Genomic DNA, 17,014 nt, shown 5'->3' on the forward strand with positions numbered 1-17,014 from the left:
AAACCTGACGCCGAGCCGGGACACTGAGACCATAATGAGACAAACTGTTCAGGAATCAAACCTGGATCGGAGGTGCGACAGCCATGAGGAAATGGACACTGCTGCTGGTAATGACCCTTTTCCCCCATCTGGCCGGCTCCGGGACCGTCGCCTCTTCTGAAGCGGCCGAATCCCCGAAGCGGATCAACAAGGCCATCGAGCTGCTGGAGCGAGGGCAGCCCATCTACTACACGGGAGGCCACGGCGGTTACGAGGAGGGGCGCAAGCTGGCCCGGACCTGGGCCGACTACATCAACTACGAGATGGAGCATGGGTCCTACGACGTGACGGCGCTCCGGAGATTCATGCAGGGCCTGGTGGACGGCGGCCCCACCCCCAGCGGACACCGGACGCCGGCCGTGATCTGCACGCTGCCCGTGGGCGGAATCGACGAGGCCACCATGAAGGCCAACTACTGGATGGTGCAACAGGTCCTGGCCACCGGCGTCCATGGGATCCTGCTCTGCCACGCGCGGACTCCGGGAGCGGTCCGGGTCCTGGTCCAGGCCGCCCGCTATCCCTTTCACCGCCAGGGAGTGGGGTCCGCGCTCGAAGAGGGGCTGAGAGGCAGCGGAGGCCAAGGCTACGCCAGCCAGATCTGGGGGGTCAGAGGGGGCCGTTACCTGGAATTGGCCGATCCCTGGCCCCTGAATCCCCAGGGAGAGATTCTGTTGGGTCTCAAGGTGGAAGACCGGCACGCTCTGATCAATGCGGAGGGGAGCATTCAGGTGCCGGGGGTGGGATTCGCCGAGTGGGGTCCCAGCGACATGAGATTTTCGTTGCGGGCCACAAAACTCCCGGGCGAGGAAATCTCCAAGCGGCTGCAAGCGGCCCGGCAACGAGTCTTTGCGGCCTGCAAGTCGGCCGGAGTGGCCTTCCTCAACGGCGTGCGGCCGGATACGGTGATCGCCATGATCGACGAGGGCGTCATGATCGGGTCCGGAGGGCAGGAAGCCGCCGAGAAGGGGCGCAAGTACACCAAGCGGAAGATGCCCTGGTGAATTTCGGGCCCGCGCGACTCCGTGCGGCAAAGCGCCGGGTCAGGCTTCCGGAGGTCCGGTCACGATCGGTGCGGCGACGACTTTTCCGCCCGATCGCGCCGTCGCGATGACGGTTTCCCCAGGTTCCACGTCGACGAGGCCCGCGACGGGCAACCGCCCGTCCGGGAGTGTGCGCGCGCCGCGCAGCGGTCTTCCGTCGGTTCGGGAGAGCAACACGTCGGCGTCGGGCAGCAACGTGACGGCGGGCAGGGAACAGGAGGGGATTCTCCCGGTGCGGGAAGCGGGTTCACGGACCTGGCCTCCGCCACGGGGGCGCTCGGCCGGTGGGTCCACCAGGTTCCGGATCCGCAGACCAATGGCCGGGTCCTCCCCTCTCGGGTCGAACTCCATTTCCAGGAAATTCCAGTAGAAGGGTCCGTCCAGCTTGCGCAGGTCCGGCGTGTCGTAGCTCTGGTGGTAGAGCGCCGTGACGGCCACCTCCCGCCCGTCGAAATCGGTCATGCGCGGCCCGAAGCCCTCCTTGACGCCCCGGCCCCCGCTCCGGCCGATGGGACCGAAGGAACATTCCAAGACCCGGTGCTCCACGTTCTGCAGGATCATGCCGGTATGAACGTCCCCGTAGACCGTGGTCACGCCCGTGCGTGAACCGAGCAGCTCCAGCACCCGGTCCGACCCCGCCGCGACCCATCCGGCGTAATCGGCCGCCACCCGGTCGCGCTCGCCGAGGCTGGTCTTGGCGTCGGGCCGCCGGCCGTCCCCGGTCCAGATGGTGTGAAGGCCGTTGATGCCGGTCAGGCAGATCAGAGGCGAGGAATCGGTGCGAATCGTCTCGCGCAGCCAGGCGAACTGCTCCTCTCCCAGGAGACTGCGGGTGACGTCGGTCCGCGGATAGAGGTTCTCCCTGGCGCCCCAGCCCTGGTCGTCCCAGATGTTGGTGTCCTGGCTGGAGCGCCAGAGGCGGGAGTCGAGGATGAGCAGGCTGAAATCGCCATTGGGCATCTTCCAGCGCCGCCATTTCTTGGGGTTTTCGGTTCCGGAAGGCGCCTCGTCTCCCGTCACCAGGTGGTGAACGATCTGGAAGTTGCGCCGCATGTAGTCCCGGTCCTGGCCGAGATCGCCGTGGGCCCGGATGGCGATCTGCTCCGGACCCTTGACGTCGTCCATGCCGTAATCGTGGTCGCCGGGATTGATGGTGTTCCAGTGGCGCATCATCTGCCAGCGCGTGGTGGGGCCGCAGAGCGTGGTGGTGACGATCTTGTACGCGTCGTCGGGGGAGGGCGGGTAGAGGAGGAGTTCCATGTACCAGACGTCGTCCTCCCACATCATGACCTGGAAACCGTATTCCTCCAGGTGCCGGTAGGCGCCCGGCGTGGGCTGGTCGTGGACGAAGAACCCTCCACCCGGTCCCGCATCGGGCAGATTCGGCTGACTTCCGTGGATGGCATGGCAGGAGAGGCCGCACAGCCGGTAGGGGGCCGAGAGCCTGGGGAGCCGCCCCACGTAGGCGCCGCTTTCGGGGACGCCGCCGACCTGGCCGGTGCCGATGCCGACGGCGTCGCTGCCCGGTCTGGGGTCCGCCGTCACGTTGCGTCCGTCTTTCCAGACCGTGTAGTAGAGGTCGGTTTCCGCGGGATTCCGTGGCAAAGTGGCGTCGATCACGGCCGAATTGCGCCGGAAGCCGTTGTTGACGATGGGACCCCGCCCCGCCACCGGAACCGGCTCCCAGCCCCCGGCCGGATGCGGCGTGTCCGCGACCCGCACCTCGGCCCTCTCGCCGTCGCTGCGGAACAGGGCGATGAATCGCACTTGCCAGGCGTCGCCTGCCTGGCAAAGGGTGTCCCCCAAGGCGTAGCAGACGTGGCACTCGTTGAGCAGCGGGTCCAGGGGAATGTTCTCGCCCGGGTCGATCCTGAATTCGTCGACTTCGAAGTCCAGGAGGCCGCGTGCCGCGATTCCTGCGAAGCCCTGAAGGTGTCTTGTGCGGTCCCGGTTCTCCACCTGAATCTCGGCGACTCTGCCGCGTCCCTCGAGGTCCAGCGACGCCGACACGGTTCCGCGGTTGGAATCGGCGCCTGAGACGGACACGACGATCCGGTAACTGTCTCCGGCTGCCGGCTTCGGAACCCGTTTGCCGGTGATCACGGTTTCCGAACCGTGCTCACGAATCCCGAAGCGGCCGTCGTCGGTCCACGCCGCGATCCAGGCCGCCTTCCCGTCGGGTCCGGACATGCCGAACGACTCGTACAGAGTCGACGAACCGAAAGCGAGGCCCAGCAGGCCGTACCCCGCCTGGTACATGCGCCAGTTCGGATCGTCGTTCTCCCATGGGCCGTGCGAGGGGGCGTGAATCCGTCCCGTCATCTCGAGCCCGTAGTTGCCGGCCAGGCGCCAATGCCGGTGCCAGGTCAGCCCCGGGGGAAGCGAGGGGTCGTAGTCGACCGGCATGGTGTGGCTCCCCAGCCGGTCTCCGTGAGTCTCGTAGTGATAGGGGAATCCCGTGTTGCGGGCCCGGTCGCCCAAGTTGTGGATCCGCCGCCGCAGGGCGTTGTTCCGGATGCTCCAGTAACCGGGATTGAGCGTCTCCCAATCGTCCCCGTGGTAAAGGGAGTCCGGCCGCCGGAACGAGACGGCGTGCGCCCGAGCCTCTTTGGTGGAGACCGAGGCCACCGCCGTGGCCGTCGCCGCCTGCAGGAACGTTCTGCGGTTCATGGAGTTTTTCATTGCTTGCGTCTCCAGCCGGGGCGGCCGCCGCCGCGTCCCGGCGAGCGCCGGCCCCGTCTCAGTTGTGACAGAGTTTGCAGGCCTGCTCCCGGTCTACGATGAGATGATCCGCCACCGTGGAACCATGGGCGTTGTGGCAGAGGCCGCAGTCGCGAAGGACGTGAGGGGCGTGCTGGTGGCTGTCCACGAACGTGGTCTTCTTGTGACAGGCGAAGCAATCGCCCTTGAAGCGAAACCGTCCCCGCCGGCTCAGCGCGTGACAGGTCTGGCAGTCGATGGCGAACGGTGGATGCAGGCGAAAGGGAGCGAATCCCTCGGGCGCTCCCTCTCCCACGAAGAACCGGATCTCCCGGCGTCCGTCCTCCCAGACCAGGGCCAGCGAGTGCTCTCCGGGACCCGGAGTGACCTTGGCATGGAAAACGTCGGGAAAGGGTTCGTGGGCGGAGAGAAGCTGGCCGTCGAGTTCCAGCCGGGCGCCGGGACCGGTAGCCGCAATGCTGATCTCTCCGGCGGGAAGGATCGACCGGTCGGGCGGCCGGACGATCTTGCCCTCCTCTCCCGCAATGGCGGGAGGGAGCAGACCCAGGACGACTGCGGCAACCAGGGTTCTCACAAGTGGAGGCGGCAGATGTAGCCCGAGTACCGGCTGTTCGAGTCCCCTCCGCCGGGAGCGATGCCGGCGTCGGTGTAGTAGAAGACCCCCTGGTGCATGGTCATCCCGTGGGGATCGGGGTCGGACCGGCTCAACTGGATGGCCTCCATGATGCGGCCGTCCTTGGCGTCCAGACGGTGGATCACGTAGTCGTTCGAGAACATGCACCAGATGGAACCGTCGTCCCACGCCAGCCCGTGGGCCCGTCCCAGGGTCACCGGGATGGAGTGAAGAACGCGGAAATCGGGATCCACCTGGGTCAGGCTCTTGCGGCGCAAGGTGGTGATCCAGAGGGTGTTTTCGGCCCAGTTCAGGCCGTGCACGCCCCCTCCGCCCGGAACCGGATGCCGGGCCAGGGTCTTGCCGGTTGCGGGGTCGATCTGCAGGATACGTCCGGTCTTGGCGTCCGTCGGTCTCGGCGGCCTTCGCAGTGCGGGTCCGTTGGCCGCCATCCAGAGGTAGCCTCCCCCGTACGCCATGCCGCTGGTGTTCGTGGACTCGGTCGGAACTTCCTGCAATACCTTGCCCGTCTTCCAGTCCAGAAGGTAGGCCTTGTTGGTGAGCTGCTCTCCCACCCAGAGCCCCTCGGCGGTGGCCTCCAAGGCGTTGGGATATTTGTCGGGAGACCGCCACAGGGTCTCCACTCGGGGTGTGCGGACCGGATAGCCTCGCGGCCCCAGCGCGGCCGCCGCCAGCAGCTCCAAGAATTCTCTGCGATAGAACATCAGAACCCCCGTATCCGAACCAGGGACTTGTCGATTTCGGCAATCCTGGCGACGCCGGCCATTCCCATATCCAGCGCCAATTCCACTCGAAGCAGTTCGAGCACCCGGGAGACTCCCTGGTGGCCGAAGCAGGTCAGCCCCCAGAGATAGGGACGCGCCACGCCCACGGCGGTGGCTCCCAGCGCCAGGGCCTTCAGGATGTCTCCGCCGCGGCGAAAGCCTCCGTCGATCAGCACGGGCAGGCGGCCCTGGGCCGCGGCGACGCACTCGGGCAGAGCCTCGATGGTGCCGCCCACGTGATCCAGTTGCCGGGCCCCGTGATTGGAGACCACGACCGCCGCCACGCCCTGTTCCGCGCACTTCGCCGTGTCCTCGGCCGTCATGACCCCCTTGATGATGATGGGCAGGTCCGTCAGCTTCATCAACTGGTCCAGCGTTTCCCAGGTCGGTGTGGGAAACGGACGCTCGGGATAGACGCCGGTGCGCCAGAAGCGGTCCCGGGGTGTGTAAATCAGATTCCCTTCCGCGTCTCTGGGAATTCCGGTATCACACCACCCGCGTACGAACCGGTTGTAGATGCTCCGTTCCCGGTAGGAGACGTGCATGTTGTCCACGGTGAAGCAGATGCCGGCGGCTCCCTGATCCTCCAGCCGCTCCACGAAGTTCAGCATGCTGTTTTCATTTCTGAACTCGCCGCCGGTCGTGTACTGCCACCAGTACCTGGGGCCCTCGCCCGATTCCAGGTATTCGTCGATGCCGCCGTTGGTGATGAACATGGCTCCGGAAGCCGCCGCGCCGCGGGCGGCCTCCTCTTCTCCGCCCGGAAAGAAACAGTTCTTGCCGCCGGCCGGACAGACGAAGATGGGATAGTCGAGTTTCGTGTCCAGGAAATCGATGGAGGTGTCGATCTTGTGGACGTCGGTCAGGATCTTGGGGCGGAGGATGATCCGCTCGAAGGCCTTCCGGTTGTCGCGGAGGGACACCTCGTCCTGGGAGCCTTCGGCCATGTAGGCCCAGGCCACCGGGTCGAGCTTGGACTGGGCCAGCTTTTCGAAGTCGAAGACGTTGACCAGATCCAGAAGCTGCTTCTCGCTTTCCGGGGACGAAAGCGCGGATTCGAGCAGGCCGGTCCGTCCCGCCAGAAGCGGAGAGGAGATCAAAAACTGGGCAAAAGCGGCTATAGCGTGGCGTCGAGTGAGCATCGAGGACGATCGGTTTTTCGGCGGACCCGTTGCGGATTCAGTCTAACAGTTGCCGGATGGCCCGGAAACCCGGTGAAACCCAGCGCGGCGCTTGTGGAATAATTGCCGGCCACCCTGGAGGAATGCCATGGAATTGACCTGGGAGCCGACGGACGCGGACCGGGAACTGTTCGAAAGGGAGTTGGACGGCTTCGTTCCGGACCGGATCTACGACGTCCACGCCCACCTGTACGAGTTGTGGCAGTGGAAGAAGCCGACGATCCTGGAGGGTGGACCCGAGAAACTTCCCCTTCAGCGTTACCGGAGAGAGATTCAGTGGATCACTCCGGGACGCAAGACCCATGGCCTGTTCTTCGGCGGCGGACTCCACGAGGAGACCTTCCGGGCCTCCAACGAGTACGTGGCGGCCCAGGTGGGCCAGGACCCGGCCTCGCGGTCCCTGCTCATCGTGTCCCCCCACATGGACCCCGAGGAGGTGCGCCAGGAGGTCCGGCGCCTCTCCATGGTGGGATTGAAGGTCTACCAGCATTTCGCTCCGGGCGAGGAGACGTGGGAAGCGGAAATCGAGGAGTTCCTGACTGAAGAGCACGTGCGGGTGGCGCACGAAGAAGAGTTGGTCATCATGCTCCACATGGTCAAGAGCCGGGCCCTGGCGGACCCGGTCAACCAGGCCACCATCCGGCGCTATTGCGAAACCTGGCCCAGGATGCGCCTGGTCCTGGCGCACTCCGGCACCGCCTTCAACCCTCACCATACGGCCGAAGGAATCCACTCCCTGGCGGGGCTCCAAAACGTCTGGTTCGACACCTCGGCCATGACCGAGGCGGGCGCCTTCGAGCCCATCGTCCGGCAGTTCGGCCATACCCGCCTGATGTGGGGGTCCGACTATCCCATCAGCCATCTGCGGGGGAGATGTGTCGCCATCGGCGACAACCATATCTGGCTCTACGAGAACAACATCGACTGGAACGCCATCTCTTATCGGAAGATCCAGCCCGTCTACCTGGGCTTGGAGTCGCTGCGGGCGCTCAAGACGGCGGCCTGGAACCTGCGCCTCTCCGACGCCCAGGTCGAGGATGTCTTCTGGACCAACGCGCGACAGCTGCTTCGCCTGGAGTAGCCGGCTGGTCGATGGGCCCCGGCTACTTGTCCCGGATCTGCACCAGCAACAGCGTGACGGCGAAAGCCAGAAAGCCCATCGATCCCCTCCAGTAGACGACCGCCTCGTTGCCCAACAAGTTCCCTCCGCCCAGAAAGCGGGCCAGCGTCCCCACGATGAAAGCCAATACGGCCAGGAATATCAGGATGCTGATCAGTTGATTCATGGAATCTCCCCTTTCTCCAAGGCGGCGCCGGAGCACTTGCGAATTCGTTGCCGGGACGAACAGACGTTTATTGGCAATACTCCACCCGGATGAGAACTAACCGGACCGAACTTTGGGGGGTGCTGCGTCGCCGTAGGACGGGCCGTTTGAGGGACCAGCGAACAACACGACGTAGTTTCGTTCGATCTCAAGGTGGAAACTCTTCGGCAGTCGCGCCCAATCGTGTGCTTGAACGAGGATCGGGATGTTGGACCGCTCCAGCGCCTCTATGAAATCGACGTATTTGTCCCTTGGGACCGGTTCCAGCGTCGGACTGCGCAATACCAGATCCAAGTCGCTGCCTGGATGGCTCTGGCCGTTGACGCGGCTTCCGTAGGCCCAGGCCTCCACTTCCGGCAGATGTTTCCCCAATAGGGCTTCAATCTGCTTCCGGTAGCGCTGAGGCAGGTCCAGATGCTCAGTCATCCGGGTTCTCCGCTATAACCCGAGCCATCTCCTTGGCATCTTCTATGAAACGGGGCAATAGCCTGAGCGTCGTTTCGGCGAAGTCCACGCCGTACTGGTGCGCCGTGTCGTTTCGGTTGTCCCGGTATTCGAGCCAGCGTTCGCAACTGTCAACGGAGATCAACCCATGTTTGGCGGCATGGCGGAACCGGTTCTTGAAGGTGAGACGGTCCGCCCTGCGGTTGCTGGCAAAGTAAGGTCTGAGCCGTTTCTTCAGCAGGCTGCCGCTTTGCTCCAAGATTAATTCAAACTCTTTGACACAAGCCGCGCGAAAGATGTCATAGGCAACGTCACCCGCTTCATGCTGCTGCAACTGCTCGAACGCAACCTCCAAAGTGCGGATACACTGAGTGACGAAATCCGTGTTGAGGATCATATTCCATTAACTGTCCCAAACCCCAAGCGCTCCGGATTCGTCTCGATTGGCGCGTCCAGCGTAGCGGCCCTGAAGATGACTTCCGCCAAGACTTCGGTCCTCAACGGTTTGCCGTCCAACTCGAATCGAATCACGGGTCCATTTTAGACCTCATTCCTCACCCGTGCACCAGACAAAGGGATACGAGAACTGAAGATCGCCGCCGAAAAGTTCATGGTGAGAATCTCTCGGGGTGTGGGCTGGATTCTCATGATCACGCTTGGCGGGGATTTCCGCTTCCCATCTGCACGCCGTGGAGTCCACTCCGGGATCTGTTACTCTACGGAAACCACGTGGATTCAACCATCTGCGATGGAATGCGGGACCGGCCGCGAAGTTGGGCATAGGCGTCCGCGATGAAGACTGGAGAGGAGCCGCAATGATCGGGGGAAACCAATGCTTGAGCTTCGGGGATAGGATTCGATTCGGAAACCGGGGTGCCCTGCTCCTGCTCCTGGCCACGCTCGTTTCTTCACCGATCGGCGCCGAAGACAAGCCGGTCCGGGACATCGGCTCCCGGCTGGAGATGTTCCTCGACGACATCCTGATCGACCGACTCCAGGGCGCCCGGCTCAAGCTTCACCGGCCCCGTTCCAAGGGAATCGTGTTGCGTTTCGACGAGCCTTGGGAAGGAGAGTTTTCCGGATTTCCCAGGATTGTCGACGACTCTGGGACCTACCGCATGTACTACCGCGGCCTCCCTCCCTGGAAGAAGGGGGAACCGCTGGTGGAATCCACCTGCGTGGCCGTGAGCCGCGACGGCATCCACTGGGAGAAGCCCAACGTGGGCCGGATCGAACTCCTGGGCTCGACCCGGAACAACGCCGTCTTCGAGGGGAGCGGTTTCGCACCCTTCCTGGATACCCGTCCCGGGGTGCCTCACTCGAAGCGCCTCAAGGCTCTCAAGGGGCCTCCCCGGTTGGAGACCGGGATCGGTGTCCGGGCATACGTCTCATCCGACGGCATCCACTGGGAGGTGATGCACGACGCGTATCCCGGGGAGCGGTTGGGAAGCGTCTTCTGGAGCGCGGTGGAGGAACGCTACGTCCAGTACGTCCGGTCCGACGACGAAAGGAGCGAAGAGCTGATCCGTACCGTCAGCCGGGCCACCTCCTCGGACTTTACGGGCTGGGGGGAGTTCTCCTTGATGGACTTCGGTCCGAATCCCCCGACCCGGGAGGAGCAGCTCTACACCATCGGCGTCCGTCCCTATTTCCGTGCGCCCCACATCTACCTGGCGCTGGCCGCCCGTTTCGTGCCCAACAAGAGGTCCCTCACCGACGAGGAGTGCGAGAAGCTGGGACGGCATCCGCTGGGGGGCGGCTGCAGCAGCATCGCCGACACCGTTCTGCAGAGCATCCGCGCCTCTGAGCCTGACCGGATCCGCTGGACGTTCCCGGAGGCCTTCGTCCGGCCGGGATTGGAACCCAGCAGTTGGAGCGCCAGGACCAACTACCCGGGAGAGGGCTTCATCGCCACTTCGAAGGACGAGATCTCCTTCTACGTCCAGCGGGACTACGGCTTCAAGACCAATGGCATGGAGCGCTTCGTGGTGCGGACCGACGGTTTCGCCTCGGTTCGCGCGCCCTACGGCGGCGGCGAATTCCTCACCCGGCCCCTGCGGTTCTCGGGAAACGAACTGGTCCTGAACTACGCCACGTCGGCGGCGGGCGGAATTCGCGTCGAGGTGCAGGACGAGAAGGGAGAGCCGATCCCGGGACGGAGCCTGGACGACTGCACCGAGATCATCGGCGACGAGATCGAACGGGTGGTGCGTTGGAAGGACGGCCCGGCTCTGGGCCGGCTCCAGGGGACGGTCGTCCGTCTGCGCTTCGTGATGAGGGGCGCCGATCTCTATTCGATCCGGTTCCGCTGAATCGCCATGGGCGCCGCCCGAGAATCTGAATTGGATCGGCGCAGCTTCCTGGCCGGTTCCACCTCGTTCCTAGCGGCGGGGCGGGGACTGCGGGGCCGGAAACGCGCCTCCGAAGAGGGAACGCGAGACTACCGAATCGTTTACAACGACGATTCCTTTGCGCCGATCCTCATGTCCGAGAGCCTGGAGCACTTCCTGGAACTGGCCGTCGACCGGTTTCTGGGGACCCAGGTGGATGCCCTCTTCTGGAACGTCATCTCCAGCGACGTGCTGCACTACCCTTCGGAGGTGGCGGAGATGGTGGGCGCCCATCTGGACGGTTTCGAATCGGCCGACTACTTCCAGTGGTACCAGCGCCTGATGAAGATCGTCGAAGAGCGGCCCGATTATCTCCAGGCCATGAATGATCGGGCTCGAGCGCGGGGTCTGGAGTTCTTCGCCTCGCTACGGATGAACGACTGTCACGAGAGCCCGGTCTGGAAATCGATGGATACCCTCAGCCGGTACCGGAAGGAGCATCCCCAGTTCCTGTTGGGAGATGCGGTCCATCCCGGCTTCAGCACCGGATTCGATTTCGCCCATGCCCCGGTCCGGGAGCGCCGCTACCGGATCGTCGAGGAGCTGGCGACTCGCTATCGCCTCGACGGTATCGAGCTGGACTTTCTGCGGCATCCGGCCTACTTCAAGCCGGATGAGGCCTACCGCAACCGGCATCTCATCACCGGCCTGGTCCGCCGGGTCCGGGCGCTGTTGGATCGGCTCCGGGAGGAGACGGGCCGGAGGGTCCGGCTCGCGGTTCGAGTCGCCACGCCCATGGAGATCTCGCTGCGGATGGGCCTGGACGTGGAGACCTGGATCCGGGAGGGACTGCCCGACCTGGTCATCGCCGCCACGCCTCGCGGCTTCGAGTTGAGCCTTCCCTTGGAGCAGTACGTGGAAGCGGTTCGGGACCGGCCCATCACCCTGCTGGCCCAAATGGGCTGGCACCAGCCGGTGAAGGAAGCCCGCGGCGCCGCCTTGAATTTCTGGGACCAGGGGGCCCACGGCATCTATCTCTTCAACTGGTACTCGCGAAAGGACCGGCATCACGAGTCCTTGCGCGAAATCGGCGACCCCGGCGTTCTGCGGAGGCGGGACAAGGTCTATCCGGTCCATACCCAGGAGGGCGATCTCTGGGCCGGCACCCACCCTCCCGCACAACTTCCCTTGAGCTTGTCCACCGCGTCTCAGGGGGACGGGGCGGACGTCCGGCTCAGGATCGGGGACGACCTGGCCGCGGACGCCGCGGATGGACGTCTCCGGAGCGCCCGGCTGCGGATGCGGTTCAAGAAGCTTCATTCCGACGACAGGATGGAAGTGGCGCTGAACGGAATTCCCCTGGCGCCTGAGACCGGAAAGCGCAGGATCGACGATGCCAACATGTACGTCTGGAAGTACTGGATCGAGTATGAGTTGCCGGTTCCACCGCTGCGGGCGGGAGTCAACCGTTTTCTAATCCGGCTCGCTCACCGGAACCCCGGTCTGGACGGGCCGGTCACCTTGGCGGAGATGAAGGTGGAGTTGGACTACCGGGACGGCGACGATAGCCGAACCGTCTGAGACGTGAGAGGGTAGTTGTCGCGGCCATCTTCTCTCGGAGTCCGCGAACGAGCGGCAAGGAGATCGATCATGATTCGAAGGGATTTTCTGAAGACCGCGGCGGGGACTGCCGCCGCTCTCGGTTCGGGGTCCGCCTCCGCGGCTGCGGCCGAGACGGCGGCACCGACCTATCGAGCCGGCGTCATCGGCCTGGGCTGGACCGGCGTCCTCTACGATCTGGCCGGCCGAGGTGGGCTGCACCGGCAGGGAACCTATTGGGATCCCGCCTACGACATGGAGGGAAACCGCCCCACGCCCGGCGAGATCGACGTTCACCGGAAGTTCTACCACCACGATCACCCGGGGAACGAGGGTCTGCCCGTCTCCTACTCGGAAGCGCTTCACTCCCGTCCCGAAGTGGAACTGGTGGCGGGAGCGGAACGGGACCGGAGACGGCTGGCGATCTTCGGGGAGCGCTATGGAATCGAAGCCCTCTACACCGACGCCATCGAGATGTTCCGCCGCGAACGGCTGGACATCGTCGCGGTCTGCACCAACGTCAAGGGCCGTTCCTTTCTGACCTGCGCCGCGGTGGAGCACGGGGCCAAGGCGGTGATCACGGAGAAGCCCATGGTCTTGACCCTGGAGGAGGCGGACCGGATGGTCCAGGCTTGTGCCGACCGGGGGGTTCCGCTGGTGGCCGGGGCCATTACCACGGTCCATCCCTCTTTCGAGAAGGCGAAGCAGATGGTTCTGGACGGGACCATCGGAGAGGTGGTCTCCATTGAGGCCGGCTTCTACCTCTCCCAGCATCAGAACTGGACCTACTTCATCGACAGTCCGCCGGCCTGGGTGAGCGGCATCGGCGACGGCCCACGCCTGGAAAACGGCAGCGACGAATTTCGTGGTCAGGGGATGATGGTGACCCGGAAGGGTCAGGTGGTCCACTTTCGGCCCGGCGGTCCCATGATCCGGGTCAGTGGATCGAAGGGGGAGATCAGCTTCGACCGCAGGGGAAGAGGATGGAGAATCTGGCGGGACGTCAAATCTCTGTCCGGCCCGACGCGGCGAGTCGAAGTCCCCTGGCCCGATCCCAAGTTCGTGGGTTCCTATGGAGCCGTCAACTGCCTCGACGATGCCCTGAGGTGCCTGGCCGGAGACCTGGACGAACCCAAGAACTCGGGCCGGCGCGTGGCTCAGGCCATGGAGGTGGAGATCGCCCTCAAATTGTCCTCGGCTCGTGGCGGAGAGCGGGTGGAACTACCTCTGGCCGACCGGTCTCTGGGCCTGAACTACGCCTGGTTCCGTTGAGCGAAAGGGAGTTTGGCAACCGGGGATGAAACGCAGGCGTTTCTTTCTGACCGCCCTGACCGCAGGACTCTCCTCGCGCCTGGCCAAGGCTCGAGGCGAAACGGCTCGCAAGAGCCGTACCTCGCCGGGCTCTCCGATCCCCCGGATCATGTTCACCCACGACAGCCGCCACCCGGCCGTCTACATGTACGAACCGCCCATGGAGCGGGAGGAGTTCGAGGCGGCGGTGGACGAGCTGGCGGGGACGCCCGTGGACGCCCTGATGTTCGGCCTGGCCGACGGCCGGACCTTCTTTCACGACACCAAGGTGGGGGAGATCTGGGGGGACCCGATCCGGAAGTGGCCCCACCTCATCTTTCGGCGGGCGCGCCAGAACGTCAAGATGATGCTGGACCGGGGCCAGGACCCGCTCCGGATCGTCTGCGAACGGGCCCGGGCCAAGGGCATGCGGTTGTACCCGACGCTGTTGGTCAATCAGTGGTTGTTCGGGGATTCTCCCCAAGATGACGTCAGGGCATCCAGCTTCCGCTGGAAGAACCGGCATCTGGAAATCGGCGCCGCCGGGGACCTGGAGGAATTCCCAGGGAAGACTCATCTGGATTTCAAGCATGAAGCGGTCCGGGAAGAGCGGTTGGCCGTGATTCGGGAGGTGTTGAACAACTACCCCGTCGATGGATTCGAACTCCATCTCAATTACGCCGGACCCTTCTTTTTTCACCCGGATCGGGTCGCGGCCGGCCGCAAGATCATGTCGTCCTGGGTGTCTCAGGTCCACCAGGCGGTGAAGGCCAGCGGTGCGGAACGGGAGCTGGTGATTACGGTTCCGGTCGACCTGGAACGCGCCTATTCCCGGGGACTGGACGTGCGGCAGTGGATCCGCGACGGAAGCGTCGACGTCCTGGTGGGTGCGTCCCACAACTCCATGGATCATGTGGCCGACTTCCGGCCCCTGGTCCAAGCCGCCCGGGGCTCCTCTTGCCGGGTCTACGCGGGTCTCAACGGGCAGGTCTACTCCGACCGGCTTCAGAACTCCGACATCACCGTCGCGCGGGCGGGCGCCTGCAACTACTGGGCCCAGGGAGTGGACGGGCTCTACCTGGACCAGTGGTACGCCCGCTGGCCTTACCAGGCATCCTTCTACGAGCAGCTCCGGGAGGCGCCCCATCCGGACGTGATGGCCGCCAAGGACAAGTTCTACTTCGTGCCGACCCGGGCCGGGACCCGGCTTCGCTCCCACGAGCCACCGTTGCCCCTTCCGCGGAAGCTGGAGGTGGGACGGGCGGTGGCAGTCGATTTGGAGATCGCGGACGACCTGCCCCGGTGGGATCGCGCCGGCCGCGTCCACGAGGTTCTGCTTCGCCTGCGTATCGCCGGGACCACCGAGCTGGATCGTTGGCGGTTCACCCTCAACGGCCGGCGTCTGCCCGAGGAGCGGATGAGAAAGATCAACCAGATCTACACCATGAGGTCCCCCAGGAGGCAAAGAGTCGCCGGCTACTGGTTCGTTTTTCGTCCGGACCGGGAACAATGGCCGCGGCAGGGAAGGAATCGGATCGAGGTCACCCTCCTGGAGCGGGATCCGGACGTGACACCGCCCGTCGAGCTCCGGGACGTGGAACTGGAGGTCCGGTACCTGCGGGGGAAGAATTCCTGGAGGGGCCGGGATCCGGACGATCTGGGCAGAAACGAGACCATCGTCCGCCTGGGGCCGGGAGCCCGATTGGTATGACCGTGTTGGATGGGGAGAAGAGAACATGAGGAATTCGCTTTTCGGGAAATGGCTTGGGCCCGCGGCGGCTGCGGCGCTGGTGCTATTGCTCGCCGCCGGCTGCCGGATGGGGGAACCCTGGACCGAGGATAACGCCCGGGTGATCCAGGAAAACGGAGTCCAGGGAAGGGAGCGGGAGGTTCCCGATCTGGGCGTTCGCTCCAACCTGGACTGGGACAAGGTCTATCCCGATGGGACGCTTCCCAAGCTGGAGTTGGCTCCCGGGGTCACGGCCCGGGCGGCGTGGGGCCAGGGGACCCTCTACGAATACGTGACCTTGGAGCCGGGCGCCGTCTATCCGGAAGAGACGTTGGACGTGGAGGCGATCACTACGGTCCGGGCCGGCGGCATGACCCTGCGGGTGGATGACCAGGATCGAACGTTGGCCAGGAACGACGTGATCTACCTGGCCGAGGGGACCCGGCGCCGGCTGGAGGCGGGCGCCGAGGGCGCGGAGCTGGTCGAAATCTTTTCGCCGCTGAGAACCGACCACCTGGAGTTGGCCGGTGTCGAGGTCGAACCCGCCGAGATGCCGGATCAGGGGGTGATGCCTTCGTTGGAGGCGGGAAAGGTCTACAACATGGGGCAGATTCAGCTCACGCCTCTGATCCCCGCCGACAAGAGCCTTTCCTACCCGCGCAGCAAGGCGAATTCACGGCTCATCTGGGGCAAGAACGCCATGCTCAGCTTCATCACCCTGGATCCGTCGGCGTACTTCCCCTTGCACATCCATCCCGAGGACCAACTGATGATGGTGCTTCGAGGGAACGTGGTGCAGACCATGGTCGATCTCAACTTGCCGGTGGACGGGCAGGCCCGGCATGCCCTCTTCGTTCCGGGAGGAATGGTGCATGCCGGAGAGTCGGGGGAGTTCGGAGCCGACGTCCTGGATGCCTTCTGGCCGGTGAGGCCCGACTATCTGGAGGCGGCCAACCGCCAGAGCGCCCGTTATCAAGAAGTGATCGCCCCCGGAAGCGAGCCGGAGCGGGTGGCCACCGGCTTTACGTTCCTGGAGGGTCCCACCTGGATGGATGGGCGGCTCTATTTTTCCGACATGTATTTCGCCGATCCGGCGGGAGGCGACTGGACCGGAGATCCCAAGCGGAGCCGCCTGATCCGCATGGAGCCGAACGGTGAGACCAGGGTGCTCTCCCGCGGCCGGCAGACCAACGGAACCATTGCCTCCCGGCGCGGCAACCTCATCGTCTGCGACATGTTCGGACACCGGGTCGTGGAGGTCCATCCCCGGACCGGGAGGGTCATCCGCAACGTGCTCAGACGGGTCAACGGCAAGCCGGTGGACGGCCCCAACGACCTGGTCATGGACGCCAAGGGGGGCATCTATGTCTCCGATCCCCAGTTCACGCTGGAGGCGAAGAAGAGTCAGCCCGGCGCCCAGGTCTACTACGTCCCGCGGAGAGGACGCGCCCGGGTGGTGGTGCCCGCCGGGGAGTTCGCCATGCCCAACGGCGTGGAGGTCTCGCCGGACGGCAAGACTTTCTACCTGAACAACACCTGGAAGAGCCCGGGTGAGAACTTCGTCTGGGCCTACGATATCCAGGAGGACGGATCGCTTGCCAACAAGCGCAAGTTTGCCATGCTCAACCTGACTCCCGATGTGATGGACGCCGCCGATCCGGAAGACCGGGTCAATACTCAAGCCGACGGGATGGCGGTGGACATGGAGGGCCGAATCTACGTCGGAACGCTCTCCGGCGTTCAGATCTTCGATAAGACCGGCCTCTACGTCGGGACCATCCACACCCCCGAGCTGCCGGTGGTGAGCTGCACCTTCGGAGGCGACAACTACGACGAGCTCTACATGGTCAGCCCCAATTCCGTCTGGAGGATACCGACCAGGGTTCAAGGCTTCCGGCATCCGTAGCTTCGGGGGCGC

14 protein-coding genes are annotated in these 17,014 nt (G+C 64.6%); 7 read left to right on the forward strand and 7 right to left on the reverse strand.

Annotated elements, in window-relative coordinates:
- Positions 1–83: 83 nt before the first annotated feature.
- Positions 84–1,040 carry an aldolase/citrate lyase family protein gene (locus tag OXT71_21985; GenBank protein MDE2929065.1) on the forward strand — a complete coding sequence of 319 codons (957 nt, stop codon included), beginning with the start codon at positions 84–86 and terminating at the stop codon, positions 1,038–1,040.
- 39 nt (positions 1,041–1,079) lie between these two features.
- On the opposite strand, the gene OXT71_21990 is transcribed toward OXT71_21985, so the two are convergent.
- The 4 genes from OXT71_21990 to OXT71_22005 form a co-directional block, all read right to left on the reverse strand.
- Complete coding sequence (locus tag OXT71_21990) at positions 1,080–3,749, reverse strand: hypothetical protein (GenBank protein ID MDE2929066.1); 2,670 nt, start codon at positions 3,747–3,749, stop codon at positions 1,080–1,082.
- A 70-nt stretch (positions 3,750–3,819) separates the two neighbouring features.
- The gene (locus tag OXT71_21995; GenBank protein ID MDE2929067.1) at positions 3,820–4,374 is read right to left on the reverse strand and encodes a hypothetical protein; all 555 of its coding nucleotides are present in this window, start codon (positions 4,372–4,374) and stop codon (positions 3,820–3,822) included.
- Complete coding sequence (locus OXT71_22000) at positions 4,371–5,138, reverse strand: hypothetical protein (GenBank protein MDE2929068.1); 768 nt, start codon at positions 5,136–5,138, stop codon at positions 4,371–4,373. Before OXT71_22000 ends, OXT71_21995 begins: the two co-directional genes overlap by 4 nt.
- On the reverse strand, positions 5,138–6,340 hold the full coding sequence (locus OXT71_22005) for an alpha-hydroxy acid oxidase (GenBank protein ID MDE2929069.1): 1,203 nt from the start codon (positions 6,338–6,340) through the stop codon (positions 5,138–5,140). Before OXT71_22005 ends, OXT71_22000 begins: the two co-directional genes overlap by 1 nt.
- Positions 6,341–6,467: 127 nt before the next feature.
- Between OXT71_22005 and OXT71_22010 the strand changes: the two genes are divergently transcribed.
- A complete protein-coding gene (locus OXT71_22010) occupies positions 6,468–7,460 on the forward strand; it encodes an amidohydrolase family protein (GenBank protein MDE2929070.1) in 993 nt (330 codons plus the stop codon).
- Positions 7,461–7,482: 22 nt separating this feature from the next.
- Here the strand turns inward: OXT71_22010 and OXT71_22015 are convergent, their stop codons facing one another.
- From OXT71_22015 to OXT71_22025, 3 genes are all read right to left on the reverse strand, one after another.
- Positions 7,483–7,665 (reverse strand): hypothetical protein, encoded by a 183-nt coding sequence (locus tag OXT71_22015; protein MDE2929071.1) that lies wholly within the window; start codon positions 7,663–7,665, stop codon positions 7,483–7,485.
- Positions 7,666–7,761: 96 nt separating this feature from the next.
- Positions 7,762–8,130 (reverse strand): nucleotidyltransferase domain-containing protein, encoded by a 369-nt coding sequence (locus OXT71_22020; protein ID MDE2929072.1) that lies wholly within the window; start codon positions 8,128–8,130, stop codon positions 7,762–7,764.
- A complete protein-coding gene (locus OXT71_22025) occupies positions 8,123–8,545 on the reverse strand; it encodes a nucleotidyltransferase substrate binding protein (GenBank protein ID MDE2929073.1) in 423 nt (140 codons plus the stop codon). Before OXT71_22025 ends, OXT71_22020 begins: the two co-directional genes overlap by 8 nt.
- A 439-nt stretch (positions 8,546–8,984) precedes the next feature.
- Here OXT71_22025 and OXT71_22030 point away from each other — a divergent pair, with 439 nt between their 5' ends.
- From OXT71_22030 to OXT71_22050, 5 genes are all read left to right on the forward strand, one after another.
- Positions 8,985–10,460: a hypothetical protein gene (locus tag OXT71_22030; protein ID MDE2929074.1), complete on the forward strand. Its 1,476-nt coding sequence runs from the start codon at positions 8,985–8,987 to the stop codon at positions 10,458–10,460.
- Between the two features lie 6 nt (positions 10,461–10,466).
- On the forward strand, positions 10,467–12,059 hold the full coding sequence (locus tag OXT71_22035) for a hypothetical protein (protein MDE2929075.1): 1,593 nt from the start codon (positions 10,467–10,469) through the stop codon (positions 12,057–12,059).
- Positions 12,060–12,128: 69 nt separating this feature from the next.
- Positions 12,129–13,349 (forward strand): Gfo/Idh/MocA family oxidoreductase, encoded by a 1,221-nt coding sequence (locus OXT71_22040; protein MDE2929076.1) that lies wholly within the window; start codon positions 12,129–12,131, stop codon positions 13,347–13,349.
- A gap of 25 nt (positions 13,350–13,374) precedes the next feature.
- Positions 13,375–15,078 (forward strand): hypothetical protein, encoded by a 1,704-nt coding sequence (locus tag OXT71_22045; GenBank protein ID MDE2929077.1) that lies wholly within the window; start codon positions 13,375–13,377, stop codon positions 15,076–15,078.
- 25 nt (positions 15,079–15,103) lie between these two features.
- Complete coding sequence (locus tag OXT71_22050) at positions 15,104–17,002, forward strand: SMP-30/gluconolactonase/LRE family protein (GenBank protein ID MDE2929078.1); 1,899 nt, start codon at positions 15,104–15,106, stop codon at positions 17,000–17,002.
- Positions 17,003–17,014: the final 12 nt, after the last annotated feature.

This window comes from Acidobacteriota bacterium (assembly GCA_028874215.1).
Lineage (GTDB): Bacteria > Acidobacteriota > UBA6911 > RPQK01 > JAJDTT01 > JAJDTT01.

Excerpts from the sequence above, each read along its gene's own strand:
- OXT71_21985 (MDE2929065.1), top strand. The coding sequence starts at position 84 with ATGAGGAAATGGACACTGCTGCTGGTAATGACCCTTTTCCCCCATCTG.
- OXT71_21990 (MDE2929066.1), bottom strand. The coding sequence starts at position 3,749 with ATGAACCGCAGAACGTTCCTGCAGGCGGCGACGGCCACGGCGGTGGCC.
- OXT71_22000 (MDE2929068.1), bottom strand. The coding sequence starts at position 5,138 with ATGTTCTATCGCAGAGAATTCTTGGAGCTGCTGGCGGCGGCCGCGCTG.
- OXT71_22005 (MDE2929069.1), bottom strand. The coding sequence starts at position 6,340 with ATGCTCACTCGACGCCACGCTATAGCCGCTTTTGCCCAGTTTTTGATC.
- OXT71_22010 (MDE2929070.1), top strand. The coding sequence starts at position 6,468 with ATGGAATTGACCTGGGAGCCGACGGACGCGGACCGGGAACTGTTCGAA.
- OXT71_22015 (MDE2929071.1), bottom strand. The coding sequence starts at position 7,665 with ATGAATCAACTGATCAGCATCCTGATATTCCTGGCCGTATTGGCTTTC.
- OXT71_22020 (MDE2929072.1), bottom strand. The coding sequence starts at position 8,130 with ATGACTGAGCATCTGGACCTGCCTCAGCGCTACCGGAAGCAGATTGAA.
- OXT71_22025 (MDE2929073.1), bottom strand. The coding sequence starts at position 8,545 with ATGATCCTCAACACGGATTTCGTCACTCAGTGTATCCGCACTTTGGAG.
- OXT71_22035 (MDE2929075.1), top strand. The coding sequence starts at position 10,467 with ATGGGCGCCGCCCGAGAATCTGAATTGGATCGGCGCAGCTTCCTGGCC.
- OXT71_22040 (MDE2929076.1), top strand. The coding sequence starts at position 12,129 with ATGATTCGAAGGGATTTTCTGAAGACCGCGGCGGGGACTGCCGCCGCT.
- OXT71_22045 (MDE2929077.1), top strand. The coding sequence starts at position 13,375 with ATGAAACGCAGGCGTTTCTTTCTGACCGCCCTGACCGCAGGACTCTCC.
- OXT71_22050 (MDE2929078.1), top strand. The coding sequence starts at position 15,104 with ATGAGGAATTCGCTTTTCGGGAAATGGCTTGGGCCCGCGGCGGCTGCG.